At 64.0% G+C, this 26,691-nt stretch carries 25 protein-coding genes; 17 read left to right on the plus strand and 8 right to left on the minus strand.

The features are described from left to right. Positions 1-6 precede the first annotated feature (6 nt). On the minus strand, positions 7-405 hold the full coding sequence (locus tag WFP39_RS07750; protein ID WP_336918783.1) for a c-type cytochrome: 399 nt from the start codon (positions 403-405) through the stop codon (positions 7-9). A 253-nt stretch (positions 406-658) separates the two neighbouring features. On the opposite strand from WFP39_RS07750, the gene WFP39_RS07755 reads away from it, so the two are divergent. The 9 genes from WFP39_RS07755 (at position 659) to WFP39_RS07795 (ending at position 12,144) form a co-directional block, all read left to right on the plus strand. Continuing rightward, positions 659-1,156 carry a hypothetical protein gene (locus WFP39_RS07755; protein WP_336918785.1) on the plus strand — a complete coding sequence of 166 codons (498 nt, stop codon included), beginning with the start codon at positions 659-661 and terminating at the stop codon, positions 1,154-1,156. Further along, the gene (locus WFP39_RS07760) at positions 1,156-1,866 is read left to right on the plus strand and encodes a HupE/UreJ family protein (protein WP_336918786.1); all 711 of its coding nucleotides are present in this window, start codon (positions 1,156-1,158) and stop codon (positions 1,864-1,866) included. The genes WFP39_RS07755 and WFP39_RS07760 overlap by 1 nt, the downstream gene beginning before the upstream one ends. After that, positions 1,863-2,537 (plus strand): hypothetical protein, encoded by a 675-nt coding sequence (locus WFP39_RS07765; protein WP_336918788.1) that lies wholly within the window; start codon positions 1,863-1,865, stop codon positions 2,535-2,537. Before WFP39_RS07760 ends, WFP39_RS07765 begins: the two co-directional genes overlap by 4 nt. A gap of 268 nt (positions 2,538-2,805) precedes the next feature. After that, the gene (locus WFP39_RS07770) at positions 2,806-4,755 is read left to right on the plus strand and encodes an outer membrane protein assembly factor BamB family protein (protein WP_336918790.1); all 1,950 of its coding nucleotides are present in this window, start codon (positions 2,806-2,808) and stop codon (positions 4,753-4,755) included. Continuing rightward, positions 4,755-5,807, plus strand: a complete 1,053-nt coding sequence (locus WFP39_RS07775) for a hypothetical protein (protein WP_336918792.1) — start codon at positions 4,755-4,757, stop codon at positions 5,805-5,807. The genes WFP39_RS07770 and WFP39_RS07775 overlap by 1 nt, the downstream gene beginning before the upstream one ends. A gap of 18 nt (positions 5,808-5,825) precedes the next feature. After that, positions 5,826-6,941: a hypothetical protein gene (locus WFP39_RS07780; protein WP_336918794.1), complete on the plus strand. Its 1,116-nt coding sequence runs from the start codon at positions 5,826-5,828 to the stop codon at positions 6,939-6,941. Between the two features lie 64 nt (positions 6,942-7,005). Then, on the plus strand, positions 7,006-8,136 hold the full coding sequence (locus WFP39_RS07785; RefSeq protein WP_336918796.1) for a hypothetical protein: 1,131 nt from the start codon (positions 7,006-7,008) through the stop codon (positions 8,134-8,136). A gap of 142 nt (positions 8,137-8,278) precedes the next feature. Next, a complete protein-coding gene (locus WFP39_RS07790; protein WP_336918798.1) occupies positions 8,279-9,937 on the plus strand; it encodes a carboxylesterase/lipase family protein in 1,659 nt (552 codons plus the stop codon). Positions 9,938-10,068: 131 nt separating this feature from the next. Continuing rightward, a complete protein-coding gene (locus WFP39_RS07795) occupies positions 10,069-12,144 on the plus strand; it encodes an outer membrane protein assembly factor BamB family protein (protein WP_336918800.1) in 2,076 nt (691 codons plus the stop codon). A gap of 72 nt (positions 12,145-12,216) precedes the next feature. On the opposite strand, the gene WFP39_RS07800 is transcribed toward WFP39_RS07795, so the two are convergent. Both WFP39_RS07800 and WFP39_RS07805 read right to left on the minus strand, forming a co-directional pair. Then, a complete protein-coding gene (locus WFP39_RS07800; RefSeq protein ID WP_336918802.1) occupies positions 12,217-12,741 on the minus strand; it encodes a DUF6644 family protein in 525 nt (174 codons plus the stop codon). Between the two features lie 17 nt (positions 12,742-12,758). Further along, the gene (locus tag WFP39_RS07805; RefSeq protein WP_336918804.1) at positions 12,759-13,274 is read right to left on the minus strand and encodes a DUF6644 family protein; all 516 of its coding nucleotides are present in this window, start codon (positions 13,272-13,274) and stop codon (positions 12,759-12,761) included. Positions 13,275-13,768: 494 nt separating this feature from the next. Here WFP39_RS07805 and WFP39_RS07810 point away from each other — a divergent pair, with 494 nt between their 5' ends. The 4 genes from WFP39_RS07810 (at position 13,769) to WFP39_RS07825 (ending at position 18,391) form a co-directional block, all read left to right on the plus strand. Next, positions 13,769-15,643 (plus strand): outer membrane protein assembly factor BamB family protein, encoded by a 1,875-nt coding sequence (locus WFP39_RS07810; RefSeq protein WP_336918806.1) that lies wholly within the window; start codon positions 13,769-13,771, stop codon positions 15,641-15,643. A 23-nt stretch (positions 15,644-15,666) separates the two neighbouring features. Continuing rightward, complete coding sequence (locus tag WFP39_RS07815) at positions 15,667-16,521, plus strand: hypothetical protein (RefSeq protein ID WP_336918808.1); 855 nt, start codon at positions 15,667-15,669, stop codon at positions 16,519-16,521. Between the two features lie 73 nt (positions 16,522-16,594). Then, positions 16,595-17,023, plus strand: coding sequence for a DUF6152 family protein (locus WFP39_RS07820; protein WP_336918810.1), 429 nt, complete (start codon positions 16,595-16,597; stop codon positions 17,021-17,023). 171 nt (positions 17,024-17,194) lie between these two features. Next, the gene (locus tag WFP39_RS07825; protein ID WP_336918811.1) at positions 17,195-18,391 is read left to right on the plus strand and encodes an alpha/beta hydrolase-fold protein; all 1,197 of its coding nucleotides are present in this window, start codon (positions 17,195-17,197) and stop codon (positions 18,389-18,391) included. Here WFP39_RS07825 and WFP39_RS07830 read toward each other — a convergent pair. Both WFP39_RS07830 and WFP39_RS07835 read right to left on the minus strand, forming a co-directional pair. Next, on the minus strand, positions 18,388-18,735 hold the full coding sequence (locus WFP39_RS07830) for a thiol-disulfide oxidoreductase DCC family protein (protein ID WP_336918813.1): 348 nt from the start codon (positions 18,733-18,735) through the stop codon (positions 18,388-18,390). The genes WFP39_RS07825 and WFP39_RS07830 overlap by 4 nt on opposite strands. Before the next feature lie 254 nt (positions 18,736-18,989). Next, positions 18,990-19,610, minus strand: coding sequence for a response regulator transcription factor (locus WFP39_RS07835; RefSeq protein ID WP_336918815.1), 621 nt, complete (start codon positions 19,608-19,610; stop codon positions 18,990-18,992). A 180-nt stretch (positions 19,611-19,790) separates the two neighbouring features. Here WFP39_RS07835 and WFP39_RS07840 point away from each other — a divergent pair, with 180 nt between their 5' ends. Continuing rightward, on the plus strand, positions 19,791-21,062 hold the full coding sequence (locus WFP39_RS07840; protein WP_336918816.1) for an OmpP1/FadL family transporter: 1,272 nt from the start codon (positions 19,791-19,793) through the stop codon (positions 21,060-21,062). A gap of 18 nt (positions 21,063-21,080) precedes the next feature. On the opposite strand, the gene WFP39_RS07845 is transcribed toward WFP39_RS07840, so the two are convergent. Both WFP39_RS07845 and WFP39_RS07850 read right to left on the minus strand, forming a co-directional pair. Further along, positions 21,081-22,070 (minus strand): hydroxyquinol 1,2-dioxygenase, encoded by a 990-nt coding sequence (locus WFP39_RS07845; protein ID WP_336918817.1) that lies wholly within the window; start codon positions 22,068-22,070, stop codon positions 21,081-21,083. Continuing rightward, positions 22,067-22,573 carry a cupin domain-containing protein gene (locus tag WFP39_RS07850; RefSeq protein WP_336918818.1) on the minus strand — a complete coding sequence of 169 codons (507 nt, stop codon included), beginning with the start codon at positions 22,571-22,573 and terminating at the stop codon, positions 22,067-22,069. Before WFP39_RS07850 ends, WFP39_RS07845 begins: the two co-directional genes overlap by 4 nt. Positions 22,574-22,742: 169 nt before the next feature. Between WFP39_RS07850 and WFP39_RS07855 the strand changes: the two genes are divergently transcribed. From WFP39_RS07855 to WFP39_RS07865, 3 genes are all read left to right on the plus strand, one after another. Beyond that, the gene (locus tag WFP39_RS07855; RefSeq protein WP_377923417.1) at positions 22,743-24,164 is read left to right on the plus strand and encodes an aldehyde dehydrogenase family protein; all 1,422 of its coding nucleotides are present in this window, start codon (positions 22,743-22,745) and stop codon (positions 24,162-24,164) included. Positions 24,165-24,211: 47 nt separating this feature from the next. Further along, complete coding sequence (locus WFP39_RS07860) at positions 24,212-24,658, plus strand: RrF2 family transcriptional regulator (protein WP_336918820.1); 447 nt, start codon at positions 24,212-24,214, stop codon at positions 24,656-24,658. Between the two features lie 128 nt (positions 24,659-24,786). Further along, entirely contained in the window at positions 24,787-25,563 is a 777-nt protein-coding gene (locus WFP39_RS07865) for a sulfite exporter TauE/SafE family protein (protein WP_336918822.1), read from the plus strand. Positions 25,564-25,631: 68 nt separating this feature from the next. Here the strand turns inward: WFP39_RS07865 and WFP39_RS07870 are convergent, their stop codons facing one another. Beyond that, positions 25,632-26,423: an outer membrane protein gene (locus WFP39_RS07870; RefSeq protein ID WP_336918823.1), complete on the minus strand. Its 792-nt coding sequence runs from the start codon at positions 26,421-26,423 to the stop codon at positions 25,632-25,634. Positions 26,424-26,691 lie beyond the last annotated feature (268 nt).

Genomic DNA, 26,691 nt, shown 5'->3' on the forward strand with positions numbered 1-26,691 from the left:
CTTCGCTTACTTCTTCGCCTGCATGATATAGGCGGCAAGCAGGTCGATTTCCTCGTCCGTCATCTGGCCACCAAAGCCCGGCATCGCGCCCTGCCCGTTGGTGATGCGGTTGGCGACGAAGGCCTTGTCCATCGCCGCATTGCCATCCATCGACGGGCCGATATGGCCGTGGCCGTTGGCATCGGCCAGCACATGGCAGGCGCTGCACGACCAGCTCTGGAACAGCTGGCGGCCCTGCGCCACCTGTTCGGCGGTCAGCGATCCGGGTTCATGGCCGGCGGCGGCCTGCGTCGGGTCAACCGGGGTCGCCAGCGCGCCTGCCAGCGGAACCGCCAGCGCCGCCGCGCCCAGCATGGCGAGGCCCGAAATCGTCCATTTGCCGGTGATGCCCTTGTTTCCAGACATAGTATCAATCTACCTTTCGCGATCCAGTGGGCCTGCGACCTTGCCGCCCCGTTGAAACCCGGCCCGTTGCAATTCGCGGCCCTAGTCAACAACCCGCCTATCCGAGTCAAGATTTACCGCAGATTTATGCGCTGCGCGCTTGGCCCCAAGAATCGGACATTGTCAACATGGCGACAGGTTCATCTGCAGAATCGGGTTGCGCAAGGCACCGCGCAGGAGGACATAGGGTGCACAGGATGGGAGAAGGCGAATCATGATCAAATACGCGATTGCGGTCCTGGCGGCACCTGTGATGCTGCTGGCGGCCTGTTCCGAGGCGCCGCCCGAAATGCCCTATGGCACGCCGCAGCAATTCATGGCGAACCATGTGCAGCCCACGGCGGAGGTCTACTGGAACTCGGTCGGATCGGTCAGTGAACTGGTCGAAGGCGAGCCGGTGTTCCGCGAGTTCCGCCCCGAAACCGACGAGGATTGGGCCAAGGTGGCCGCGGCAGCGGTGTCCTTGCGCGAATATGGCGAAGCGCTTGCCACCCCTGCCTATGCCGAAGGGCGCGGGTCGGACTGGATGGCCTTTGCACAAGGGATGCAGGATGTCTCGCGCCTCGCCGAACAGGCCGCTTTGGACAAGGATGTCGATGCCGTGTTCGAAGTGGGCGGCACACTCTACAATGTCTGCACTGCCTGCCATCAGGTCTATCCGCCCGCCGAACTGCCCGAAGGGACCAGCGTGGACGATCTGGCGCAGAGCTGATGCGCGCTGCGCTCCGGCATTGGCACGCGGCGCCTGTGCTGGCGCTGGTGATCGCCCTGGCGCTCGCCCTGTTCATGCCCGCGCTTGCGCTGGCGCATGATGTGGCCGAAGGCGACAAGGCCTTCGTGCTCAGCGTGGATGGGCCCGCGATCTTCCCGTTCATGTATCTGGGGGCCAAGCATATGGTCACCGGATACGATCATATCGCCTTTCTGGTGGGCGTCGTGTTCTTCCTGTCGCGCCTGCGCGATGTGGCGATCTACGTCTCGCTGTTCACGCTCGGCCATTCGCTGACGCTGATCGGCGGGGTTTTGCTGAATACCGGGGCCAATGCCTTTGTCATCGATGCGATCATCGGCCTGTCGGTGGTCTACAAGGGGGTGGAGAATATCGGCGGCTTCCGGCGGATCGGCTGGAATGTGGACACGCGCCTTGCCGTGCTGGTGTTCGGCCTGTTTCACGGCATGGGCCTTGCCACCAAGGTGCGCGATCTGGGTGTGTCGCCAAACGGGCTGCTCGCCAACCTGCTGGCATTCAATGTTGGCGTGGAACTGGGGCAAGTGCTGGTGCTGGCCTTGGTGGTCAGCCTGTTTGCCGCCTGGCGCGCCCGGCCCAGCTTTACCCGCTATGCCTTTGCCGCCAATGTCGCGCTTATCGGGGTGGGCCTTGTGCTCACCGCCATTCAGATAGAAGGATTTCTTGCATCATGAGCCTGGGAGAGAACGGCCGGATGAACACCTCGAAGAAACCGCTGCTGATCGGCGGCGCGTTGGTGGGCGTCGCGGCGATTGCGGTGCTGTTTGTGCTGCCGGCGGAAACCGGCTGGGATCCCACCGGCGTGGGCAAAGCGCTGGGGCTGGTGGAGATTGCCGAACCGGTCAACAAGGAGCTGGAGCGCGGCATGGCGCGCATGGCGAGGCAGGATGTGCTGCTGCTGTCCGACACGCCGCCTGCCGCCGAACCGGGCGCGACCGATGTGTGGGAAGTGGAGCTTCCCCCCTATGAATCGATCGAGTTCAAATACACGATTCCTGAAGGCGCACGCATGGCCTTCCGCTGGGAAGCCAGCGCGCCGGTGCATTACGACATGCACAGCCACCCCTTCGAAGGCGGAACCGAGATGACCGAAGGCTTTGCCGTGGGCGATGCGGCGGTGCAGCAGGGCGTCTACATTGCCCCGTTCACGGGGATTCACGGCTGGTTCTGGCAGAACCGTTCAACGGACATTGTCACTCTCAGACTCGAAGCAAGCGGCGGGATGACCAGTTCTGCCTTGTTCAACGCCGCCGGGGAAACCGAACGCCCCCTGCCCGGCGTGGAAAACACGGTAGCGGGTGAAGCGGAAGGCCATGCTATGCAGTCGGCTGATTCGGGCGCCTGATCTGACCGTCCGGGCGGGAGCCGTCAGCGCCTTGCCGCATGGGTTTCGCTTGCCCGCGCGCATGATACAATTGGCGACAATAAAACCGGATTAAGTCAAATTGACCGGCCCTATAGAGCCTTGCCGTTCGAACCGGCTTGGGGCTAGTCTTGCGCGAGGCCGGTCGATGCCGCGGGGGGAGAGTCCCGCGCATGACAGGAATTGGGAGCTGGGAGTGATCACATTGGGCATCAAGAGCACTGGCGCGAGCGGATTTGCGCCCCGGTTTGTGCGTAACGCGCTGCGGGCAGCCGCAATCTCGACGCTGGCGCTGGCGGCTGCCGCCTGCACCACGGCGGGCGGAACGGGCGTTGCCGTGAATGCGAACATGGCGGTCCCGGCGGGCAATTTCGATTTCGTCGGCTGGGACGGCTATCTGGGCGGCGGCGACAGCTCGCAATATTCCGCGCTCGACCAGATCAACCGCAGCAATGTGAGCCAGCTCGAAGTCGCCTGGACCTATGAAACCGGGCCGGGCCAGCCCCCTATCTTCAGCCCCACCATCGGCGGTGGACGCATGTATGTGCAGAACGGCGCAGGCAAGCTAGTCGCGCTCGATCCGGCGACGGGCCGCGAATTGTGGGTGAGCGATCTCGATGGCCGCGTGGGGATTCGCGGCGTCAATTACTGGGAAAGCGCCGATGGCCGCGAAGGCCGCCTGATGGTGCTCAACAACGGCATCCTGCGCGCGGTGGACGCGGCAACGGGCCGGATGATCCCCAGCTTTGGCACCAATGGCGGGGTGGACCTGCGGGACGCGCTGCCGCGCGATGTCGCCATGCCCAACGCCCCGCTGATGACGAACAATCCGGGTCGCATCTACAAGAACACCATCATCGTCTCGCTGCCCGCAGGCGCGTATGACTATGCGTCGGCCCCGGCGAATATCCACGCCTATGACGTGATCACGGGCGAGCTGAAATGGGCGTTCAACGTCGTCCCGCGGGAAGGCGAATACGGATACGACACCTGGCCCACGGGCGAGGATCGCGCCAAATATGGCGGGGTGCACAACTGGTCGGAAAGCACGGTCGATACCGAGCTTGGCATCGTGTTCATCCCCACCGGCACACCGCGCTACGATTTCTATGGCGGCAACCGCGCAGGCGACAATCTGTTCGGCAATTCGCTGCTGGCGCTGGACGCGGAAACGGGCGAGCGGATCTGGCACTTCCAGACGGTGCATCACGATCTGTGGGATTTCGACCTGCCGGTCGCGCCCAAGCTGATGACGATCACCCGCAATGGCCAGCGCATCCCCATTGTGATTCAGGTGGTGAAGCACGGCTTCATCTTTGCCTTCGATCGCCGCACGGGCGAACCGATCTGGCCGATCGAGGAACGCGCCGTTCCCGCATCCGACGTGCCGGGCGAACGCGCGAGCCCGACGCAGCCCTTCCCCACCTGGCCGCAGCCCTATATGCGGATGGAGTTCACCGAGGACGACATCAACCCCTATCTGCCGCAGGCGGATCAGGATGCGCTGCGCAACAGCTTGCGCAATGAATGGCGCAATGACGGGCTGTTCACGCCACCGTCCCTGCGCGGGTCGATCTCGATGCCGGGTCACAATGGCGGGGCGAACTGGGGCAATGTCGCAGTCGATCCGGTGCGCCAGCGCCTCTATATCGTCAGCCGTGAATTGCCGCTTCTGCTCAAGATCAACCCCGATAACCGCGCCGAAGCCCTGGCCGCGATGCCCAATGCGGAAGAGGACAACATCCCTTACCGCTGGCCGGTCAACTTCATGCTGCAATCGAACGGCATGGTGGCGATCAAGCCGCCGTTCTCGAACCTCACCGCCTATGACATGAACACGGGCAACCAGATCTTCCAGATTCCCAACGGGGAGATCCTGACGCTGGAGCAACAGGGCATTACCGGCGTGGGCGCGCAGGCGCCGCGCAGCGGGCCGATTGTCACGGCGGGCGGGCTGCTGTTCGTCAACACCGCGTCCGACCGCGCGTTCCGTGCGCGCGATGCCGATACCGGCGAAATCCTGTGGGAGCACCGCTTTGACGCGGCGACTGAGGGCGTTCCGGCGGTCTACATGGTCAACGGGCGGCAATATATCACCGTGCCAGTGGGCGGCGTGGGCCACTTCCTGGGCGGATTGGGCCTGCCCGAACCCGGCCCCAGCCGCTATGTCACCTTTGCCCTGCCGCAGGGGCGCAACTGATGCGGGCGGCCTTCTTCCGCCTGCCGCTGATCGCCTTGGCCGCTGCTGCCCTTTCGGGCGGCGGCGCCTTGGCGCAGGCCTCGCAGGCCGAGGAAGACCTGACCGTTCTGCCTGCTCCTTCGGACGATTTCCGCCCGGCGATGACTGCGTGGGGCGAGCCGGACTTTCGCGGCCGCTGGCCCATCGATCACCTCAACGGGCGCACCCCGCTGCAACGCGCGGCCGAACATGGCAACCGCCAGTTGCTGACGCAGGAGGAGTTCAACGCCCGCGCCGAAATGGTGGAACAGCTCGAACGGCGCTACCAGAACGAGGATTCGAGCGGCACGATGGGCATCGGCCACTGGGCCGAAGTGGCCGCCGCCAACCGCCGCACCAGCTGGATCACCGCGCCCGCCAATGGCCGCCTGCCCGCCTTCACGGCCGAGGGGCAACGGCTGTCCGATGCGATGCGCAGCACCTGGGCGCAGGGCCAGCCCTTCGACACCTGGCACGATTTCGACAGCTGGGACCGCTGCATCTCCCGCGGAATGCCCGCGTCGATGTTCCCGTTCATGTACAATAACGGGATGCGCATTTTCCAGTCGCCCGGCATCGTCGCGATCCAGATGGAGATGGTGCACGAAACGCGCATCATCCCCACCGATGGCCGCGCGCCCATTCCGGCGGTGATCGGCCATTGGCTGGGCGAAAGCCGCGGCGCATGGGAAGATCACAACACGCTGGTCGTCACCACCACCAATTTCCTGCCCGGCCCCAGCGCCACCAATATCGGCACCACCGGCAGCCCGCCCAGCAACAAGACGCCGGTGAGTGCTGAGGCGCGCATGGTCGAACGCTTCCACATGGTCGGCCCGGACGAGATTATCTACGAATTCACCTGGGAGGACCCGGTGGTGTTCGTGGAACCGTGGTCGGCGCGTCTCGAATGGCAGCGTTCGGACGACTACGAGATTTTCGAATATGCCTGCCACGAAGGCAATGTGCAGATCCGCAATTACATCAACGCCAGCCGCGCCGAACGCGGGCTGATCCCCGTTGCGGCCGAATAGGAGTTTGCGATGCCGTCGATGCGGACACGGTCCCTGTCCTTGATTTCCGCCGCTGCCCTGCTGCTGGCTGGCGCGCTGCCTGCTGCGGCGCAGGACGTGCCCGATGATCTGACCGTGATGCCCGCTGTTTCGAACGACTACCAGCCGGCGCGCACGCCGTGGGGCGATCCCGATTTCCGCGGCACATGGCCGATCAACGACATTGCCGAATTGCCGGTGGAACGGCCCGACCGCTTCGGTATGCGCCACTGGAAAACGGACGAGGAACTCGCCGCCGAACAGGGCCGGGTGGAGGCGCTGGAACAGGCTTACGAAAGCGAAGATCAGCAGGGCACGATCGGGCTTGGCCACTGGATCGAATACCAGGCGGGCAGCCGCCGCACATCGATGATCGTCGAGCCTGCCAATGGCAAGCTTCCGCGCCTCACCCGGCAGGGCATTCACGATGCCGCCGAAATGCGGTCGAGCTGGGTGGTGGGCCAGACATTCGACTGGGTCGACGATTTCGACAGCTGGGACCGCTGCTGGACGCGCGGCTTCCCTGCATCCATGCTGCCGTTCCGCTACAACAACGGCATCCGCATATTCCAGGCGCCCGGCTATGTGGTGATTGTGCTGGAAATGCTCGGCACACGGATCATTCCGGTCAGCGACACCCCGCAATGGCCCGCGGCCTTGACGGGCATGTTCGGGCAGAGCCGGGGCCGCTGGGAAGATCACAACACGCTGGTGGTGGAGACGACCAATCTCCAGCCCGGAGCTTCCCCGCTGAACGTGGCGACACGCGGCGTTCCGCCCAACAACACCTTGCCGATGAGCCGCGAGGCGACCACGGTGGAACGCTTCCACATGATCGGCCCGGACACCATAACCTATGAACTGACCTATTCCGACCCGGTGATGTGGGAGGCGCCCTTCACGCTGCGGATGGACTGGACGCGCGACGACAGTTACGAGTTCTTCGAATACGCCTGCCACGAAGGCAATGTGCAGATCCGCAACTACATCACCGCCGACCGCGCCGCGCGCGAGGCGGAATATGCGCGCGGGCGGATGGTCGAGCCGATTGATCCCAATGCCGGCCCGCCGCCAGCGATGGACCCCGCCAGCCGCGGTGTCGGCAACCGGAACTGAATTTTCCCGGCCGGAATTGGCCTGCAAGCATCTGAATTACCGAATATCAGGAGAGAGAACTGACATGTCCAAGATGAAAAAGACCGGGTTTACCCGCTCAATCGCCGCTATCGGCGCAATCGCGCTGGCCACCACCGCACTGGTTTCCCCCGCCGCCGCGCAGCCGGTGCCCGATGATCTTACCGTGATGCCGCCGGTTCCGACCGATTACCAGCCTGCGCGCACCCCTTGGGGCGATCCCGATTTCCGCGGGATGTGGCCGATCGACAATATCGCCAGCCTGCCGATGAACCGCCCAGCCCAATACGGCAACCGTTTCTGGCTGACCGATGAAGAATATGCCGCCCGCCAGGCGCAATACAACGCCTCGGATGCGCGCTATGCCGCGGAAGAGGAAAGCGGCACGATCGGCATGGGCCACTGGGTGGAATCGGACAGTTCGGGCCGCCGCACCAATCTGCTGGTCAGCCCGGCCAACGGCCAGCTTCCCCCGCTGACGCCCGAAGCGCAGGCGCGCTACCAGGCTGGCCGTTCCAGCTGGACGCCGAACACGCAGTTCAACTGGGTGAGCGATTTCGACACCTGGGACCGCTGCGTCACGCGCGGCTTCCCGGCTTCGATGTTCCCGTTCCGCTACAACAACGGCATCCAGGTGCTGCAATCGCCCGGCTATGTCGTGATCAACCTCGAAATGATCCACGATGCGCGGATCATCCCGATCGTGGCGAACAAGGCGGCCGCCGATGCGCGCCGCTGGCCCGCCAATGTGCGCACCTGGATGGGCCAGTCGATCGGCTGGTGGGAAGGCAACACCCTGGTGGTGGAGACGACCAATATCATCGCGGGCGACAGCGTGCCGCAGAACGCCTATGAGCGCGGGCCCTCGCCGCTGAACATGGCGACGCTGGGCGTGCCGCCGTTCAACACCATCCCCACCAGCCCGAAGGCCAAGGTGGTGGAACGGCTGACCATGACGGGTCCGGATTCGATCATCTACGAACTGACCTATGAAGATCCGGACGTGTTTACCGCACCGTGGACCGCCCGCCTCGACTGGTCGCGCAACGATGAATATTCGTTCTTCGAATATGCCTGCCATGAAGGCAATGTGCAGATCCGCAACTACATCACCGCCAGCCGCGCGGGCCTCCAGCCCGTGCGCGAAACCGAAGGTGGCGATGGCGGCGCGCACTAAGCGCTGCCCACAGACGCGCTGATCGGGCGGGCTGGGACCGGATGCGCCCCGGCCCGCCATTCAGCAAGATTCGACAGTCAATCAATGGGAAGAGGCTGCCGCCGCAACGGCTTGAGGCGGCCCTCACGGGGACAGAACGGCCATGAAACCCAGCTTTGCCAAAACCGGCCTTGCCGCGCTTGTCGCGGCCAGCCTTGCTGCTTGCGCCACCACCGGAATGGCATCCGCGCAGGACACGATTGCCCGCGGTCCGGTGCAGACCGCCCAAGGCCTGGTGCGCGGCGTTCCCGGCGCACTGGACGGAATTACCGTGTTCAAGGGCATCCCCTTTGCCGCCCCCCCCGTGGGCAATCTGCGCTGGGAACAGCCGCAGCCGCCCGCCAGCTGGGATGGCGTGCGCATGGCCGACACATGGGGCGACAGCTGCGTGCAGAACCCTGCCCCCACCCGTTTCCCGCCCAATTCCGCCACCGATATGCCCGACAGCCCCGGCATTTCGGAAGATTGCCTCTACCTCAACATCTGGACGCCCGCGACCACGGGCGAGGAACGCCTGCCGGTGATGGTGTGGCTCTATGGCGGGGCCTATAACGAAGGCGGCGGCTCCAGCCCCTTCAGCCACGGGGATCACCTTGCCGCGAAGGGCGTGGTGATGGTGACGCTGAATTACCGCGTCGCCGCGCTGGGCTTTTTCAGCCATCCGGAACTCACCGCCGCCAGCCCGCATGGCGCCAGCGGCAACCAGGCGTTGGGCGATGTGATCGCCGCGCTGCAATGGGTCAGGGACAATATCGCGGCCTTTGGCGGCGATCCCGACCGCGTTACCATCTTTGGCGAAAGTGCGGGCGCGGCAATGGCAGGCGGCCTTGTCGGCGCACCAGCCGCGCGCGACCTGGTCCACCGCGCGATTCCCCAATCGGGCGCGTGGATGGGCCTGGGCATCGCGCCCATGGTTACGCGTGAACGCGCCGAGCAGCAGGCGATGCAGCAGGCCGAGGCACAATTCGGTACAACCTCGCTTGCCGCCTTGCGCGCCATTCCGGCAGAGGAAATCCACGCCAAGCTGCGCGGAGCAGGGATGATCGTGGACGGGCACATCATTCCCGAAGACGTATCCATCGCGGTCGCCAACAACCGGCAGAACCCGTGGGACGTGCTCGCCGGTTCGAACGAGGATGAAGGCAGTTTCACCGCCGCCTTCGGCCCGCCCGCCACGCTCGCCAGCTGGATGCAGGGCGAAGCCATGCGCTATGGTGCCCATGTGGAACTTGGCCGCGCAGCCTATCCCGCCAGCACCGATGCCGAGGCCGCCGCGCAATCGGTGCGCCCCTTCTCGGACGCGATGACCTGGCATATGCGCCAGTTTGCGGAAGGACAGGCGCGGCTGGGCCGGGGCGCATACCTCTATTACTTCACGCATGATCCGCTCTACGATCCTGACCGGGCCGATCTGGGCGCGGCGCATACGGGCGAGATTCCCTATGTGTTCAACAATCTGTGCGCCCCGCGCACCTTCCCCGGCGGATCGTCGGTGGAACTCATGTGCGGCAATCCGCGCGAGGAAGGCTTTGCCGATCAGGTCTCGCAATATTGGGTGAACTTTGCCGCCACCGGCAATCCCAACGGAGCGGGCCTGCCGCATTGGCCCACCATCAGCGAAACCCCGCGCGGCGCAGTGATGCGTCTGGATGCCGATGGCTCCGCCGTGGGGCCGTGGCTGACACCCGAACAGGACGCGCTCTATCAGGCGCTGTTCCAGGACCGTGTGGCAGGCCCGCTGGGCATCGCCGCCGGGAACTGACGCCCGGACAATCTCCCCTTCCCCCTTGCGCTGCGCCCTTCATGATCCATAGTGGCGCCCAAGCAGAACACTGCGAGGGAGAGGGGAGAATGCCGTTTTACAAGCGAGGTCTGCTGGCCTCGGTCGCTGCCATGGGTTTGGCAGGCCTGGCCGCCGCCAATGCGCAAGGCACCGCGCCAGCCGCCACCAGCTTTGCCGAGCAGGTGCAACTGGGCCGCGCGCTCTATGCCGCCAATTGCGCCGCCTGCCATGGCGAGACGCTGGCAGGCGGGCAATTTGCCGGGACTCTGAAGGGCCAGGTGTTCCTGTCCAATTGGGGCGAAATCCCGGTGGGCGAACTGGAACGCTATATCCGCACCTCGATGCCGCCGGGTGGCGGCGGAAGGCTGGGCGATGCGGCCTATGCCGCGCTCACCGCGCTGATCGTGCACGAGAATGGCGGGACGCTGGATGTGCCGGTGGCGCGCGATCTGGCGCTGGCCATGCCCCCTGCCCCGCCGCCCGAAGTGCGCAACGCGCTGGGCATTGGCGGCATTTCGGCCAACCATCCGATTCCCGCCAGCCCTGCGCCGGTGGATCGCTTTGCGAATTACACGCCCTTGACGGCAGAGCAGCTGGCCAATCCCGAACCGCATAACTGGCTGGCGTGGCGGCGCGGTCATAACGGGCACGGCTACTCCCCGCTCGACCAGATCAATACCGGCAATGTCAGCCGCCTCAATGTCGCTTGGGCACAAGCCTTGCCCGCCGGGCCGACCATGAACGAGCCGCTGGTGCGCGACGGGGTGCTGTATGTGTTCGGCTTCGGGGATGAAGTATTCGCCTTTGACTCGGCCAATGGCCGGCCGCTTTGGCGCTATCAGCGGCAATTGCCCGATGGCACCAATATACTGTCCAAAAAGACGATGGCGCTGTGGGATGACAAGCTTATCATCGCCACCTCCGACCTGCATCTGATGGCGCTCGATGCGCGCACGGGTCGCCCGGTGTGGGATGTGCGGATGGTGGATAATCCCGACCAGCTGCGCAGCAATGGCGGACCGATGGTGGCCGATGGCGTGGTGATGGCGGGCCTTGCCACGCAGCGCCCCGGCGGCGGGCTGATCGTGGCGGTGGATGCGGCCACGGGCGAACATCTCTGGACATTCGAGACTGTGGCCAAGACCGGCACCACCGGCGGCGACACCTGGAACGGCGTGCCGGATGAAGAACGGCGCGGCGGCTCTGTCTGGACAAGCGGCACCTATGATGCGGTCAACGGCCTTGCGCTGTGGGGCGTGGCGCAGACTTACGACACCGGGCCTGTGCGCGACCGCATACCCGGCGGCAACAATGACGGGCTGTTCACCAATTCCACCCTCGCCTTCCGTCCGCGCACGGGCGAACTCGTCTGGTATTTCCAGCACATGGCGAACGATCAGTATGATCTGGACTGGGTGTTCGAGCGAGTGGTCGGCACGCTGACGATCAACGGGCAGCGACGCCGCGTGGTGATGACAGGCGGCAAGGAAGGGCTGTTCGACACGCTGGATGCGGCGACCGGGCAGTATATCTCGACCGCTGACCTCGGCTATCAGGATTTCATCATCGCCATTGATCCGGTAACGGGCCGCAAGACACCCGATCCGAACCTGCTGCCGGGCCGCGACCAACCGGCGCGCTTCCTATGCCCACATGCGGGCGGCGGCCGCAACTGGAGCCCCACCGCCTTTGACGAAGGCACCGGGCGCCTGTTCGTCAATTCGCGCGATACCTGCATGGAACTGGTGCCCAATCAGGAAGGCGGTTTCCTGTCGAGCGGGGTGGATATCTACTATTCCGCCCGCCCTGACAGCGACGGGAATTACGGGCTGCTCCAGGCGCTCGACATGGCGAGCGGCGAGATCGTGTGGGAACATCGCCGCCGTGCTCCCTACGATGTCGGGATGCTCGCCACGGCGGGCGGGCTGCTTTTCACCGGCGCGATGGACCGGGAGTTTCTGGCCTACGATCAGGCGACCGGGCGGCAAGTGTGGCGCACGGGCCTGACCGGCGTGCCCAATGCCAGCCCCATCACCTATGCCGTGGACGGGCGGCAATATGTCGCGGTCGTCACCGGTATGGGCAACCCGCTGGCGTTCGGCCTGCCGAACTTTACGCCCGAATTGCCGCTGCCGCCGGTCAATTCGGCCAGCATCTATGTCTTCGCGCTGGATGAAGGTGAATGATGCCAGCAAAAAGGGCCGCCTTTTTACGGGCGGCCCTTCGTTCTGGCATTCCGGCCTGAAACGGCGCTGCGATCAGAAGCCGGTTTCGGGCAGATAGATGCCCAGAGTAAACCCGATTGCGCGGCCGCAGAACACGATCACCAGCCACATGATGATCGACAGCAGCCCCGCCACCTTCACCGCGGTGGGCGGGCTGGTCGCGCTGTCCCACTGATCCACCGTCTTGTAGGTGACGAAGTGGAAGATCAGCATATTGAGGCCCGCCAGCGCCATGATCCCCATCTTCGTCAGGAAGAACGGATTGACCATATAGGTGCTCGCCTTGCTGGCAAACAGCAGCGTTCCCGTGATCGCGGCGGTAACAAAGCCGATCCAGGTCCATTTCAGCGTATCGTTCGAAACGCGGGTGATCGGCACATTGGTCGACGCCAGGCCCAGCATCCGCAGGTCCATGATGGCGATGGTGCCGAACACGGTGACCAGCGCGATCACATGGACCGTTTCGATCATCGGAAAGGCCCACAGGCTTTCGGCGATGCCGATGCCCAGCGGCGAATATTCGATCGCCTGCCAGATATTGGTCGGTTCAGGATACATGATTGTCTACTCCCCCCTCAAACCGGAACATAGGCGATCCAGCGACCGCACAGCATGATAAAGCACCACAGCACGACCAGCGCGATGCCGGTGGTGCGCGTTCCGGAACTGGCGACATAGCCTTCGCCCCCTGCCAGCGCCTTGGCTTTCACCGCCTTTTGAAAGCTGATCGACAGCACCATGGCAACCGCCAGCAGGACCATCTTGATCCAGAACACCGCATTCACCATGTTGCGGATCGGTTCGGCGGTAATCATCAGCAGGCCGCTGATCACGATGCCCGCCAGACCCCACCACATCCACGGCAGATAGCGCGCGGCATTGGCCGAAATCGACAGGGTGGTGCCCGCCTTTTCGTTTACGCGCAGCGTCAACATCAGGAGCGAGGCAAAGGCCAGCGCGATCGAGACGATGTGAATCACCTGCGCGATCGGCACATTCCAGAAGTTTTCGACCATGAAGTGGCTGAGCGACGTCTCGGTCAGCCAGAACGAGAAGTCGAGGAGGAAGGTCGTCCTCAACCAGTCCGTCATATTGAATAGCAAATCCAGCATCTCACCGGGCTCCCACGCGTGTTCTCTCTGGCTTGCCGGGCGTGATTGTCTTGCGGCGCCCGTTCAAACCCCCTCAAACGTTGACTATGCCCGGTCCATTGCTGGCATTCCGGGAGCCAAACCTTGATTTGGCGCAAAACCCGCTACCGATTCTCAAGCCAAACGCCAAGTCCCACCGTGCAGGCGAGACCAATCGCGACAATTTGTCACAAAGTGCGGCTCGACTTTCGCCCGCGTATTTTCCAACGCTTTTCGCGTGGAAATCGGCCGTGGCCCGGCGGTTTTCGGACGGCAGATTTGTCAGCTCCGCTCGCCCGCAGGCCATTGTCAAACTGTGTATGCGCCTTTAGGACAGAATCAACAAAATCGGGCAGCGCGCCTTCGTGCAAATGCCTGATGTGCGGTGGTTCCGGACACATTTGGGGCGGGAGTGGAGTTTGATGCGCAAGGCAGCACGCCTTCTGATTGCAGCAATGTTGGCTTCGGCCGGTGCAACCGCCGGGCTGGCGCAGGAATCGATTCCCGCCGGCGACTGGCCGACGATCAACCGCGATCTTGCCACCACCCGCTATTCCCCGCTGACCGAAATCAATCGCAGCAATGTGGGCCAGCTCCGCCAGGTCTGGACCTATCCGTTGCGCGCCTTCAACACCGCCGTTCCGCTGGTGATTGATGGGCGGATGTACATCACCGCGCAAAACCGCGTCGTGGCGCTTGATGCGGCCACGGGCGCGGAAATCTGGGTGCACGAGGCACCTGCTTCCGAACAACCCGAAGGCGGCATGGGCGGTGGCGGCTATTCGGGCCGCGGGCTTGGCTATTGGCCCGGTCAGGCAGGCATGGCGCCGCGCCTTTACGTGATGCGGTCGAATATGCTGGTGGCGCTCGATGCGGCGACCGGCCAGCTCGTCGAAAGTTTTGGCGATGGCGGCATGGTCAATGTCGGCGTCCCCTTTGGCGGCGTGCCCACGATCCACCGCAATGTCGCGATCATCGGTGCGGCCAGCCTGGAAAATCCGCGTGGCGCGGCGGGTAATCCGCGCGCGTTCGATGTGGTGACCGGCGCAAAGCTGTGGGAATTCGACACCACGCCCGATCACGGCCAGCTGGGCGGTGACACCTGGGGCGTGGACGGGGCGCGGGATCGCGGCGGCACCAATATGTGGGGCTTTGCCGCCACGGTGGATGCATCGACCGATACGGTCTATCTGCCGATCGCCGGCCCGGCACACAATTACTATGGCGGCGACCGCCCCGGATCGAACCTGTTCGGCAATTCGGTTGTCGCGGTGGATCTGCGCACGGGTGCCTACAAGTGGCATTTCCAGACGGTGCACCACGATCTGTGGGACATCGACATGTCCAATTCCGGCCCGCTGATCCCGGTGAATGGCCCCAATGGCCCGCAGCGCGCGATTGCCAATATCGGCAAGTCCAGCCTGTTCTTCCTGCTCGATTCGACCACCGGGGAACCGGTGCATCCGGTGGAAGAAATGCCGGTGCCGCGCGGCGATGTGCCGGGCGAATATTATCACCCGACCCAGCCGATCCCGCAGGTGACTCCGCCGCTCAGCCGCGTGAGCCTCACCTATGACGACATCGTCACGGCAGAAGACACCAACGAAGCCCATGCCGCGGCCTGCCGCGCCATGTGGGATCGTGCAGGTGGCTACCTCAATTTCGGCATCTACACCCCGTTCCACTTCCGCGCGGAAGGCGCGCCGGTCCGCTCGACCATCCAGTTGCCCGGCGGCACGGGCGGCGTGAACTGGGGCGGCCCCGCGGCTGACCCCACCACCGGCATCGTCTATGTCAACGCGCAGGACACCTCGCTGGTCGGCTGGGTGGAGCGCGTGCAGGGCGACCGCCCCTACAGCTTCGATGCGACCTCCGCCCCGCCCTATGACCGGGCGAGTGTTGACGGCAAGGGGCCGTTCTTCACCTTCTCGGCCCCGCTGGGCGGCGAATATGACGCCAATGGCCGCCCGGTGGGCGTATCCGCGCCGTGTTACCGCCCGCCGTGGAGCCGTTTGACTGCGGTCAATGCCAATACCGGCGAAATCCTGTGGGCTGTTCCCCTTGGGATTTACGAGAGCCAGCCCGAAGGCAAGCAATTGCTCGGCAATTCGGGCAGCGCCGGCCCCACCGTCACTGCGGGCGGCCTGGTCTTTGTGGGTGCGACAAACGACCGGCGTTTTCGTGCCTTTGATTCTGCCACCGGTGCCCAGTTGTGGGAGGCGGTGCTGAACGGTAATGCCAATGCCAATCCGATGACCTATCGGGGAAGCGACGGCAAACAATATGTCGCGATCAACGCCAGCGGCGTTATCACGGTCTATTCGCTTTGAACCATTTGCATACAGGAGAGGTTATGCGGGGGATTAAGAAATTTTCGACGGCAGTAGCGGCTGCGGCCCTGCTCGCGTTCAGCCATGCACCGGCGGCGGCGCAGGCTGGCGCTTCGATGGAACGCATCGATGGCAAGCCGAACCTGAACGGTGTGTGGCAGGTGATGAACACCGCCAACTGGAACCTGGAACCGCACAGCGCGGGCCCGAATCCTATCCCTGCGGCCGACCGTTTGCTGGGTGCCATTGGCGCGATTCCCGCCGGGCTTGGCGTGATCGACGGGGGCGAGATCCCTTATCTGCCCGAAGCGCGCGAGCGGCTGGAACAGCACCGCGCCAATCTGATCCGCCACGATCCGGAAGCCGCCTGCTATCTGCCCGGCATTCCGCGTGCGACCTACATGCCCTATCCGTTCCAGATCATTCAGGGCAATAATGACGACATCCTGATTGCGTATGAATACGCCTCGGCCAACCGCGTCATTCACATGCAGGAAGTCGGCATTCCTCCGATCGACACCTGGATGGGCACCTCCTACGGCCAGTGGGAAGGCGACACGCTGGTTGTCACCACGCTGGCGCTGGGGCCGGGCCTGGTGAAGCTGCCCGCCGGGGAAATGGTGGAAGGCGTCACCTGGCTGGACCGGGCAGGCAACTACCTGACCAACCACGCGACGGTGACCGAGCGTTTCACCCTGATGGGCCCGAACCACATCGAATATGTCGCCACGATCGACGATCCGACGATCTATTCGCGCCCGTGGACCATCCGTATGCCCATCTATCGCCGTATGGAACCCAATGCACAGCTGCTTGAATTCAAGTGCGTGCCGTTTTCTGAACACCTGCTTTACGGTGACTTAATCGAGGGCCAATGACCGGGGTGGTAACCCAATCTGGTCGGAGTCCCGCAAGACTTCACGAATCGTGAGACACAAGGAGTTACACGCCATGCAACTGAAGAAGCTCAGCATCGCCGCGATCGGTGCCGTGCTGGCGGTGACCGGTGTGGGGGCTGCCGCCCACCACTCGTTCGCCACCGAATTTGACCGCAACCGCCCGATCCGCCTCGAAGGCAAGGTGGTGATGTTCGAGTGGGTGAACCCCCACTCCTGGATCCACATCGACGTTCGCCGCAACGGCCGTGTCGAACGTTGGCGCGTGGAAGGCGGCGCTCCGTCGGCTCTGCTGCGCCGCGGCTGGAACAGGAACTCGCTGCCGGCCGGCACCGACATCATCGTTGATGCCTTCCAGGCCCGGGATGGGGACACCCGCGCCTCGGCCGCGGAAATCCGCTTCCCCAACGGTCGCGAGCTCTCGCTCGGCAACCCGACCACGGAAGCCGTTGCCGCGGCCGCTCGCCGCGCGCAGGGCAACTGAGACCGGCATCGCCGGGGCCGGCCAGCCCGCAAGCACGCTGGCCACGGCACATGCCCGCACAAGCGGGGGTTCCGAGAGGAGCCCCCGCTTTGTTTTGGCGCGACGGCATTGCCGACTTGCCACTTCCCGACGGTGGCGCGATAACCACCTGAAATTGGTGGGAGGATCATCATGACCCGATTTGGTGCAGCCGTTTTCGGCGCTTTTGCCTTTGCCGCGCTGGCGGGTCCGCCAGCCCTCGCGCAGGACCACACCCCTTCCCCCACCTCATGTCTGCCGCAGGGGCAATGGGCCCAGCCCGATTACCGTTCTGTGGAGCAACTGCCCGATGGGCGCGTCACTTTCCGCCTTTGCGCACCCGATGCGGTCAGCGTGAAGCTGATCAGCAACGATATTGCGCAGGTGCCGCTGGGCCCCAATGGCGGCCTTGCCATGCAGCGCGACGCCAGCGGCCTGTGGCACGTGACCACTTCTGACCCCATTCCGGCAGATAATTACCGCTACAATTTCCTGGTCGACGGCGCGCGCGTGCCCGATCCGTTGGCGACGACGTTCAGCCGTGAGCGGACGGGGATCAATTCCACCGTCGATCTGGCTGGGCCAGAGGGCGATTTCCAGCGCTGGCACGCCGATGTGCCGCACGGCACGGTAAGCGTGGTCGAATACTGGTCTGCCCCGCTGGCCGCGAAGCGCAGCGCCTATGTCTACACGCCGCCCGGCTACATGAACGGGGCGGAGCGCTATCCGGTGCTCTATCTGGTGCACGGCGCGGGCGATTCGGCGGATAGTTGGACGCAGGTGGGTCATGCGCACAACATTATCGACAATCTGCTGGCCGCCGGCCGCGCGCAGCCTATGATCGTGGTCATGCCCTTCGGCCATACGCCGCAGCGTGCAGATGCGCCGCTCGAAGCGATGCTGGCCAATGCCGATTTCGGGGCCGACCTGCATGACGCGTTGATCCCGCATATCGATGCCACTTTCCGCACGATGGCCGATGCCGATCACCGCGCGATGGCGGGCCTCTCCATGGGTGGCGCGCATACAATCCGCCACGGGCTTACCCGGCCCGATCTGTTCAGCCGGGTGGGCATTTTCTCGATGGGGCTTGGCATGGGCCGCGACGATGTGGACGAATACCGGGCGCGCCACGATGCCGCGCTGCGCGAGTCGGCCCAGCAGATGCGCCTTGTCTATTACGCGATGGGCGTGGACGATTTCCTGTATGGCACGGTCGCGCCCACCCGCGCGCTGCTGGATGACTACGGCATCGCGCATCATTACAACGAGACCGATGGTGGTCACACCTGGATAAACTGGCGGCGCTATCTGGCCGATTTCGTGCCGCGCCTCGATTGGGGAAATTAACGCATCAGCCGTTGCAGGCGCGGCCGCACCGCCAGGAAGCGCAGATAGAGCCACTCCAGCGCGCGCAGCATGCGGCGGTTGCGTGCCAGCAGTCCCAGTGGACGCAGCACCGGAATGGCGCGCCACATCGCGGCAAAGGCGGCCGCGCCGCTGAGCAATTGGCCGTTTTCCAAGGCATGGAACCGCGCCAGCAGCTCGGCCCGCGACACGGGGCATTGCGCGTGATCGGCGGTTTCGATGTCGATGAAGTCAATTGCGCCGCGCCGGTCCAATTTGCGCATCAGGGAAATTTCGCGCCGGCACAGCGGGCAGGCCCCGTCATGCCAGACGACAAGGCGTTGCACGTGCGAACTGCCAAGCGGTCTGCCCTGCCCTGTGCCGTTCATCCGTGCCGACCCGATCCGACCTGCTGTGGAATTGTGGGGCATCGCAGCCGGACGGGTGGGATGGAGGACGCGGAACTAGAGGGGGGAAGGGTGAGGTCCCGCGACAGATCCGGCTGCGATGCAAATGCGGTATGCACCCAAAGCCCGCAACAAAATACATGGACCTTGGCCCATGCGGCCAAAGGCGGTGACGCAGACGCGCGGGACGGAAACTAGATGCCGGCTTCCACGGCCAGACGGATCATGTCGGCCGATGTCTGCACGCCCAGCTTTTCCATGGCGATGCCGCGGTGCATTTTTACTGTCTTTTCCGACAGTCCCAGTTCCCAGGCGATCTGCTTGTTGCGAAGACCACTGGCGACCAGTTGCAGCACTTCCAGCTGGCGGGGCGAGAGTTCGCGCACCTTGGCAGCGGCACGCGCGCGGCGCACATTGCTGGGGCCGCTCGCATCCTCTGGCAATTCAACCTGCGAACCGAGGAAATAGGTCAGTTCCTCTTTCTCGTCGAAAATCGGTGCCACCAGAACCGCATTGCGGAAGGGCGTGCCATCCTTCTTGTAATTGAGGATTTCGACCATCACCGGCTTCTTGTCGCGTACGCCCTGGCGAATGGCATCGGACAGCCACGGTTCGGTTTGCGGGCCGGACAGGAAGCGGCAGTTGCGGCCGAGGATCTCCTCTGGACCATAACCGGTCAGGTCGACAAATGCCTGGTTGCAAGCCACAATCGGGTTGTCCTCAAGGCGCGGATTGCTGATCACCGAGGCAATCGGCGACGCCTTGATAAGATCCTCGACCCAAGGGTCAGGCTGAATGTGAAGCGCGCTTCCCACATTGTTAATGTAGGGAAAGCTTTGGCGCTTTGCCAGCCCCTTCACGCAACTTCCGGCTAAAGTTTTGCACCCCGAAGACAATCTTTCTTCGCGCCGCCGGCTTCTGCCGCTAGGGGCGCCGCGCAGCACCCGCACGGCGGACACAAGGCTGCATTACAAGAACAGAACAGGCATCGCATCATGACCCGAATTTCCGCACCCCGCCCCCTTGCCGCGCTTGCGCTGGCTGCTGCTGCATCTGCTTTGCCCGGATCGCCCGCGCAGGCGACCGACGGCTATTTCCTCAGCGGCATTGGCGCCAAGGCAAAGGGCATGGGCGGCGTGGCCATTGGACTGCCGCAGGACGCGCTGTCGCCTGCCAGCAACCCGGCATCTGCCACCGTGCTCGACAAGCGGGTGGATTTCGGCGTGGAAATCTTCATTCCTGATCGCGGGGCGGGCATTTCGGGCAATGGCGCAGGGCTGAACGGCGATTATTCGGGCAACGGCGCCAATCCCTTCATCCTTCCCGAATTCGGCTATGTCCGCCAGCTGTCGGACCGGGTGGCGTTTGCGCTGACGATCAACGGCAATGGGGGCATGAACACCGATTACGAGACCAATCCCTTTGCCAGTTTCGGTGCATCCGGGCCGGCGGGCGTCGATCTGAAGCAGGTTTTCATCTCGCCAACTTTGGCGGCGGAGTTTGCGCCGGGCCATTCTTTCGGCATTTCGCCCATTCTGCTGGTGCAGGGTTTCCGGATGCAGGGTGTGCAGCCCTTTGCCGCCGCTTCCTCCGCGCCGGGCAGTTTCACCAATCGCGGCACCGACTGGTCGATCGGCGGCGGGCTTCGCGTCGGTTATCTGGGCCAGCTTTCGGAAGCGGTTTCGATCGGGGCGTTCTACCAATCCCGGATCGAGGCGAAGCATTTCGACAAATATGCCGGCCTGTTTGCGCAAGGTGGCGGCTTTGATGTGCCCGAAAGCTATGGCGCCGGGATCGGCATTACGCCGCTGCCGGGCGTGATGCTGGGCGTGGATGTGAAGCGGATCGAATATTCCAAGGTGCAGTCGGTCGGCAATCCGCTCTCTCCGCTGTTCGGCGGCGTGCCCTTTGGCGCGGAAGGGGGCCCCGGCTTTGGCTGGCGCGACGTCAATGTTTTCAAGGTGGGGGCAAGCGTCGAGGCGACCGAAAGCCTGACGCTGCGCGCAGGATACGGCCGGTCGGACAATCCGGTGCCGCAGAGCGAAACCTTCCTCAACATTCTGGCACCCGGCGTGGTGCAGGACCATTTCACCGTGGGCGCCACGGCTGAAATCGGCGGCGGGCGCGAAATCACCGTGTTTGCCATGCGCGCGCCCACCAATGTGGTGGAAGGCGCAGGCTCGATCCCCCTGCCCTATGGTGGCGGCGAAGCCGACATTCGCCTTGCCGAAACCAGCGTGGGCGTGTCCTTCGGCTGGGGGTTCTGACCCCCGGCCGCAAGGCGCTTACCGGAAATCGACCGGATAGGGCTTCAATTCGCCGCTGGCATAGCGTTGTTCCAGACCCGGCGTGCCGTTTTCCATCACCATCAGCATGGCACGCTTGGGCGCGAAGCCCTGATGGCGGATATCGGCGGGCATGGCGCACACATCACCCGGCCGCATCACCACCCGCCCGCGCGGCGCGCCGGTTTCCTTGTCCGCGATCGACCAGTGAATCTCGTCGGTCAGCTGGATGAACCATTCGTTGCGGTCATTGCCGTGGATCACGGGGAGCATGTGCTCCTCGCTGGTCACGCAGCAGATATTGGCGCGGGTGACCGCGCTGATCGACGGGTTCCAGGTGACATCTGACCGGGCGATATGCTCGAACAGGTTGATCGCGTGGAGCTGCCCCTCGAAACCCGGCGCGCATTCGATTTCGGGCGCGTCGTATTCCAGATCGGCAAAGGCGCGGTTGATAGGGTGGCCCGTTTCGTCGGACCGCACCGGCTTGTCGCCCGGCAGGCCGAGCATCCGGTCCGCCGCGATAAAGGCGCGCAGCAGCGGATCGGTGCGCTCCGGCCCCTTGGGGCCAATGGGTGATCCGGTTTCCAGCGGCGCGTTAAGCGGGTCGTAGCCTTCGGAAATCCAGTCGCGGCTGATCGCCTCGAACGCCTCGCTCACCGCCTCTGCGGTAAAGGTTTCGAGGTGATCGATACCCGCCTCGCGGTATCCCTTATCATAAGAGCCCGCAAAGATATCCACGGTGCCGTAATGGTTGGTGGTGCCGAAAATGTCGTCGAAGAAAATCCAGCCGTAGAAAAAGCCCCAGCCGATATCGCGCACCATCGCCCGCAGGAAGCGGTCCACTTCGATGATGTGGCTGCCCTTGGGCCAGCTGACATGCGCGAAATACTCATCGCGCCGGAAGGTGAAGCTGCCAAGACGAAAGGCGGTGTAGCCCGTGGCGGGATCGGTGGACAGGCGCTCCACCTTGGCGTCCAGAACGCTCATTGCACGGCCTCCGTCTGCAAGGTGCAGATTTGCGACCAGCGCTTGACCGTCTCCGGCCCGTCCACGGTCTGCATGATGGCAACGGAGGGGCGCGCGGCGCGCATCTGGTAAGCCGCGCCCTTGGGCAACAGCACCTGGTGCCCCTTTCGCGCCACCACCCGGCCCATCACCGCGCCATTGGGCTGCCCGCCCAACCGCACTGCACCGCCTGCGTGTCCCGGCACCTGGTCGTCTGCCAGCTGGATAAAATGGAACGCGATCTCGCCATCCATCACGATCGCGAATTCATCGTGCGGGGCGGCATACCAGGGCGATTCCCCCTCGGCGCGCACGGCCTCGGCCACATATTCGAGGTTCTGCACCACCGCCACGCGTTCATAGGGGGCAGACATGCCGGCCACTTCGAACACATTGGAAAAGGCGTATTTGCGAAGGTCATCGTTCAGCGCGATCGTGCCTTTTTCATAGGCGTCGAGCGCGCCGGTGCGCGTGGTATAGGCCATGGGCATCCTCTCCCCCGGTCGTCATGCTGGTGCGCTGTTTTCCGCGCCGATCCGGATAGCGCGATGCTAACACCGCATCCGGAGGGTGCAACAGCGATGTTGACCGCGCGGCCGGGCGGCGACAGGGTGGCTGCAAACAGAATAGACGCCAAGGGGGGGGAGAACGGCCTTGAAGATCGACACGCGCCATTACATTGACGGCCGATGGGTGGACCGGCCTGATGCCCCGCGCCTGCCGGTAACCAATCCGGCGACAGAGGAAGTGATCGGCGAAATCGCGGCGGGCAATGCCAGCGATGTCGAATTGGCCGTGGCCGCCGCCGCCCGCGCCTTCCCCGGCTTTTCCCGCAGCAACAAGGCGGTGCGCCTCGCACTGCTTTCGCGCATCTGCGACCTGCTGGAGGAACGCGCCGAACAGTTCGCGCAGGCGATCACGGCGGAAATGGGTGCCGCCATCACCTTCTCGCGCGCCGGACAGGTGCATTTCGGCATCGAACATGTGCGCGTGATGCTGGACGTGCTGCGCGATTACCAATTCCAGACCCAAGTGAACGGCATTCATGTGCAGCGCGAACCGATTGGCGTGTGCGCGCTGATCACGCCGTGGAACTGGCCGCTCTACCAGATCACCGCCAAGGTTGCCCCCGCACTGGCCGCAGGCTGCACCGTGGTGCTCAAGCCCAGCGAGCTGTCGCCGTTCAGCGCGCTGCTGTTTGCGCAGGTGATGCACGATGCGGGCACCCCGCCGGGCGTGTTCAACCTGGTCAACGGCACGGGCGAGGCGGTGGGCGCGGCGATGGCGAGCCATCCCAAGGTGGACATGGTTTCGTTTACCGGTTCGACCCGCGCGGGCGTGCTGGTGGCGCAGGCGGCCGCGCCGACGATCAAGCGGGTGGTGCAGGAACTGGGCGGAAAATCGCCCAATGTGTTCCTGCCCGACGCCGATTTTGCCGCCGCCGTGCCCAAGGGCATACTGGGCGCGATGCGCAATGTCGGGCAATCCTGCGCCGCCCCCACCCGCCTTGTGGTGCCACGCGCTAGACTGGCCGAGGTAGAAGCGCTGGCGGCGGAAACCGCCGATTCGATCGTGGTCGGCAATCCGCTGGACGATGCCTGCATGATCGGCCCGCTGGCGAATGCACCGCAATTCGCCAAGGTGCAGGACCTGATTCAGGCCGGGATCGACGAAGGTGCAAAGCTGGTCTGCGGAGGCACCGGTCGCCCCGCCGGGCTGAACCGCGGCTTCTTTGCCCGGCCCACCGTGTTTTCCGAAGTGACCCCCGACATGCGCGTGGCGCAGGAGGAGATATTCGGCCCCGTTGTGGTAATCCAGCCTTACGAGGACGAGGAGGACGCCGTGCGCATCGCCAATGCCACGGTCTATGGTCTGTCCAGCCACGTCCAGTCCGCTGACCAGGAAGCGGCGCGGCGCATGGCGAACCGAATCCGCGCGGGGCAGGTGCACATCAATTACCCCGCCTGGTCGGGCTATGCCCCGTTTGGCGGCTACCGCCAGAGCGGCAATGGCCGCGAATATGGCGTGTTCGGGCTGGAGGAATATTGCGAGGTGAAAGCCATCCTCGGCTATTGATCCGCCCCGGTTGACCGGATTGCCAGGCAGGGCGATAGACAAAGGCCATGCTGTCGCAAAAAACCCGTTACGCCATCCGCGCGATGCAGCATCTGGCGGACCGGCACGGACAGGGCCCGGTGCCGCTGAGCGAGATTGCCGAGACGCAAAACATCCCGGCCAAGTTCCTTACAGTCATCCTGTCCGAACTGGGGCGGCAGGGTCTGGTCGCATCGCAGCGCGGGCGGGACGGGGGATACTGGCTGGCGCTGGCACCTGCTGCCATCACCTATGGCGATCTCATCCGCATCATGCGCGGATCGCTCGCGCTGGTGCCCTGCGCTAGCCGCTATGCGCACGAGAAATGCACAAACTGCCTCGAAGAAGGCAAATGCCGCACGCGGGCCCTGATGCTGGAAGTGCGCGACCGCACGGCAGAGCTGCTGGACAGCATCCGCCTGTCCGACAGAATTGATTCCGTGCCGCCCTTTGCCGCGTCGGATTCGGACAAATAGCCGAATTCGGTCCCGCAAAAGCCGGACTTTCCTGCCGAAAGCGAAATCTTTGCACAGCGCCTAATTGTCTACTTTTTTGATTGATAATATCGGGACCGAAGCGGAATTTGTGCCGCAAGGAGCCGCCCATGTTCGAACTGGCCGATATCACGATCTACCACATCCTGCCGTTCATCGCGGTCGGCTTTGCCGCTCAGATGATCGACGGGGCGCTGGGCATGGCCTTTGGCGTCGTCACCCAGACATTGCTGGTGGCGGTGCTGGGGATTTCGCCCGCCACTGCTTCGGCCAGCGTGCATCTGGTGGAAATGTTCACCACCGGCGCATCGGGGGCGAGCCACATCTGGCACCGCAATATCGACTGGGGCCTGTTCAAGCGGCTGGTGCTGTTCGGCATTCTGGGCGGGGTCATGGGCGCTTATGTGCTGTCGAATATCGACGCATCGGTCGCCCGCCCCTTTGTCATGCTCTACCTGACCGGCATCGGCATTTATCTGCTGGTGAAGGCGATCCGCCACAGCACGCCGCAGGTGAAGGATCCGCAATATACCGCCCCGCTGGCAACGGCGGGCGGGTTCCTTGATGCGGCGGGCGGCGGCGGCTGGGGGCCGGTCGTCACTTCGAACCTGCTGGTTCAGGGCAGCGATCCGCGCAAGACCATTGGCACGGTCAATTCGGCCGAATTCCTGATCACCACCGCGATTTCCCTCGCCTTCATCTCCACTTTGGGGCTGGCGGCGTTCACGGTGGTGACGGTGGGCCTGATCATCGGCGGGGTGGCGGCGGCGCCGTTTGGCGCGATTATCGCCAAGCGGATCAATCCGCGCTGGCTGCTGCTGGCGGTGGCGATCGTGCTGATCGCGACCAGCACTTACAGCATCTATCGCGTCTGGCCGATCTTCTGACCGCACAAAAAAGGGCGCTGCCACCCGCCGGGGTGACAGCGCCCTTCGCTTTTCAACCGATCAGGCGATTACTGGCCGAAGCGCAGGCGCACGCCGGCGGTCACGATCGACTGGTCGAGTTCCACGCCCAGCGTCGCGGGCAGCAGGTCGAGGCCCACCTTCGCATCCTTGAAACGCGAGCGGTAGGTGTACTGGCTGAAGAAATCGGCGTTCTGGCTCAGCGCCAGCGAAACGCCGGCCATTGCCTGCCAGGCAAAGCCGTCATCGCTTTCATCGGCCACACCCACGCCCGACGGGCGATACTTCACATCGGTATTCACATAGCCAAGGCCCGCGCCGAGATAGGGGGTTACGCCGCCACCTGTCGGGATGTCATAGAACACATTGCCGAACACGCCCAGGTTCGACACATTGCCTTCCCCGTCATCGATCAGCGCCCCGACAGTCGGATTGTTGGCATTGGGCGCACCGCGCGTCAGCACCGCCGAATCCAGATTGTCGATAACCGTGCCACCCACGGCCAGGCCGCGGTGCGTGTCGATCCCGTTGCGGCTATAGGCCAGTTCGACTTCGGCACGGATGCCGCTGTCGGTGGCGATGCCCGCCACACCCGACAGGGCAAGGCCGTTGTCAAACGAGGTGCGCCAACCCAGCGAAGTGCCCGCCGGGATAGCGGGCCAATTGGCTGTGGCGGGAACCGTCGTGTCGAATTCACCGCTGTTGGCCGAATTCTGGGTAAAGGCGATACCGCCCGACACGCCAACGTAGAAATCGTTGGCCTGTGCCGCAGCCGGAACAGCCAACGCGGCAAGAGCCGCGCCAGAAGCCAGGGCGATCCGCTGAAAACGCTTGGTAAACATCCTCATTACTCCTCTGTTGCGTCCAAGCCAGGGACGGAGATGAGGGCGCGCAGCCTTGGTTCAACACCGCACAAAGTCTGCCTTGAGCCCATCTGGCGGTGCAACTGTTGCAGCTGCGCAACAGTTTTCGCTGTCAAGACCGGTAAATCCGCCATTCGTGCCGCTTGACGCCGATCAAGGGCGCGGCTGCATCGCTTTGCGAATGTCCCGCAGCCAGTCAGGCCTGTAACGGCATCGACGCATTATCCCTTGAGGATACCTTGCGGGA

The organism is Alteraurantiacibacter lauratis (assembly GCF_037154155.1).
Taxonomy (GTDB): Bacteria; Pseudomonadota; Alphaproteobacteria; order Sphingomonadales; family Sphingomonadaceae; genus Alteraurantiacibacter; species Alteraurantiacibacter lauratis.

Excerpts from the sequence above, each read along its gene's own strand:
- WFP39_RS07750 (WP_336918783.1), bottom strand. The coding sequence starts at position 405 with ATGTCTGGAAACAAGGGCATCACCGGCAAATGGACGATTTCGGGCCTC.
- WFP39_RS07755 (WP_336918785.1), top strand. The coding sequence starts at position 659 with ATGATCAAATACGCGATTGCGGTCCTGGCGGCACCTGTGATGCTGCTG.
- WFP39_RS07760 (WP_336918786.1), top strand. The coding sequence starts at position 1,156 with ATGCGCGCTGCGCTCCGGCATTGGCACGCGGCGCCTGTGCTGGCGCTG.
- WFP39_RS07765 (WP_336918788.1), top strand. The coding sequence starts at position 1,863 with ATGAGCCTGGGAGAGAACGGCCGGATGAACACCTCGAAGAAACCGCTG.
- WFP39_RS07775 (WP_336918792.1), top strand. The coding sequence starts at position 4,755 with ATGCGGGCGGCCTTCTTCCGCCTGCCGCTGATCGCCTTGGCCGCTGCT.
- WFP39_RS07780 (WP_336918794.1), top strand. The coding sequence starts at position 5,826 with ATGCGGACACGGTCCCTGTCCTTGATTTCCGCCGCTGCCCTGCTGCTG.
- WFP39_RS07785 (WP_336918796.1), top strand. The coding sequence starts at position 7,006 with ATGTCCAAGATGAAAAAGACCGGGTTTACCCGCTCAATCGCCGCTATC.
- WFP39_RS07790 (WP_336918798.1), top strand. The coding sequence starts at position 8,279 with ATGAAACCCAGCTTTGCCAAAACCGGCCTTGCCGCGCTTGTCGCGGCC.
- WFP39_RS07795 (WP_336918800.1), top strand. The coding sequence starts at position 10,069 with ATGGGTTTGGCAGGCCTGGCCGCCGCCAATGCGCAAGGCACCGCGCCA.
- WFP39_RS07800 (WP_336918802.1), bottom strand. The coding sequence starts at position 12,741 with ATGTATCCTGAACCGACCAATATCTGGCAGGCGATCGAATATTCGCCG.
- WFP39_RS07805 (WP_336918804.1), bottom strand. The coding sequence starts at position 13,274 with ATGACGGACTGGTTGAGGACGACCTTCCTCCTCGACTTCTCGTTCTGG.
- WFP39_RS07810 (WP_336918806.1), top strand. The coding sequence starts at position 13,769 with ATGTTGGCTTCGGCCGGTGCAACCGCCGGGCTGGCGCAGGAATCGATT.
- WFP39_RS07815 (WP_336918808.1), top strand. The coding sequence starts at position 15,667 with ATGCGGGGGATTAAGAAATTTTCGACGGCAGTAGCGGCTGCGGCCCTG.
- WFP39_RS07820 (WP_336918810.1), top strand. The coding sequence starts at position 16,595 with ATGCAACTGAAGAAGCTCAGCATCGCCGCGATCGGTGCCGTGCTGGCG.
- WFP39_RS07825 (WP_336918811.1), top strand. The coding sequence starts at position 17,195 with ATGACCCGATTTGGTGCAGCCGTTTTCGGCGCTTTTGCCTTTGCCGCG.
- WFP39_RS07840 (WP_336918816.1), top strand. The coding sequence starts at position 19,791 with ATGACCCGAATTTCCGCACCCCGCCCCCTTGCCGCGCTTGCGCTGGCT.
- WFP39_RS07845 (WP_336918817.1), bottom strand. The coding sequence starts at position 22,070 with ATGAGCGTTCTGGACGCCAAGGTGGAGCGCCTGTCCACCGATCCCGCC.
- WFP39_RS07850 (WP_336918818.1), bottom strand. The coding sequence starts at position 22,573 with ATGGCCTATACCACGCGCACCGGCGCGCTCGACGCCTATGAAAAAGGC.
- WFP39_RS07860 (WP_336918820.1), top strand. The coding sequence starts at position 24,212 with ATGCTGTCGCAAAAAACCCGTTACGCCATCCGCGCGATGCAGCATCTG.
- WFP39_RS07865 (WP_336918822.1), top strand. The coding sequence starts at position 24,787 with ATGTTCGAACTGGCCGATATCACGATCTACCACATCCTGCCGTTCATC.
- WFP39_RS07870 (WP_336918823.1), bottom strand. The coding sequence starts at position 26,423 with ATGTTTACCAAGCGTTTTCAGCGGATCGCCCTGGCTTCTGGCGCGGCT.